The sequence below is a fragment of the Streptomyces sp. URMC 123 genome, from assembly GCF_051386515.1.
Lineage (GTDB): Bacteria > Actinomycetota > Actinomycetes > Streptomycetales > Streptomycetaceae > Streptomyces.
On the sequence record NZ_JBPQTV010000655.1, the window covers coordinates 1 to 880 of the forward strand.

The 880-nt window shown below is 78.5% G+C and carries 1 protein-coding gene and 1 pseudogene; one reads left to right on the forward strand and one right to left on the reverse strand.

What is annotated here, in order from left to right:
* A pseudogene (locus tag ACSNOD_RS31475) lies at window positions 1-76 on the forward strand (uracil-DNA glycosylase); the annotation flags it as partial.
* A 147-nt stretch (window positions 77-223) separates the two neighbouring features.
* On the opposite strand, the gene ACSNOD_RS31480 reads toward ACSNOD_RS31475, so the two are convergent.
* Window positions 224-718: a hypothetical protein gene (locus ACSNOD_RS31480; protein ID WP_436770486.1), complete on the reverse strand. Its 495-nt coding sequence runs from the start codon at window positions 716-718 to the stop codon at window positions 224-226.
* Between the last annotated feature and the right edge of the window lie 162 nt (window positions 719-880).

An 880-nucleotide genomic window follows, 5' to 3' on the forward strand; every position in this document is an offset into this window, starting at 1 on the left:
GGAGATGCACGAGGAGCTCGGGCACCCGGTGCCGGACAACGGCTATCTGATGCCGTGGGCCCGCCAGGGCGTGCTGCCGGCCGGCCCCACCGCCCGCCGCGCCGGCCGGGAAGAAGCGCGCCTCCGCCCCCGCGCCCGCCCGCACCACGGACGTCTGCGCGCTCGGCCGCCGCTACGGCGGCTGGGCCGAGGGCGGCGACGCGGCACGGATCTGCCGGGGCGTCTACGGCGACTGATCCGCGTCGTCCACCGTCAGCCGCAGCTCCAGTCGGCCGATCGCGGCACGGACCCCGTCGCCGTACTCGTCGTCGGGCAGCACGCGGCAGGCGGCGCGCGCCCGCTCCAGCTGGGCCCGGGCCGCCTCCGGCCGGCCTAGCTTGAGGTGGTCGGCGGCGAGATTGAGGTGCAGGGACGGGTAGAGGGCCCGCACGGCCCTCGAAGGGTGGTCGGCCGGGGGCCGCCCCGCCGCTCCCCCGTCGGCGGCGGCGAGCGCCCGCGCGTCCCACAGCAGCTCGTCGTCCGGGTCGTCCTGGAGGTCTGCCAGATAGTGGGCGAGCGTGCAGCGGTGCAGGGGGTCGCCGTCCTCGCCGAGCTCCGCCCACAGCGCGGCCAGGCGGTTGCGGGCCTCCTCCCGGTCGCCGGCCCGGTGCAGCATGACCGCCTGGCCGATCCGGGTCATGACGGCGTCGTCCGACGCCTCCCGCCGCTCCTTCGCCATCGCGTCTCCCGCCGGTGCCCGCCGGCACCGCGCCGGTCGTGCCTCGACGCTAACCGGAGCGGGCGGCGTACGCGCTCAGGCGCTCGGCCGCGTACGGCGAGAGGCGGTGCCCCGGCCCCGCCGAACGGGTCCCCCGGCCCGTCACCGGAGGCTCCCCCCGCC

What these genes read in the sequence shown, in the direction of transcription:
- ACSNOD_RS31480 (WP_436770486.1), bottom strand. Translation starts at nt 718, where the DNA reads ATGGCGAAGGAGCGGCGGGAGGCGTCGGACGACGCCGTCATGACCCGG.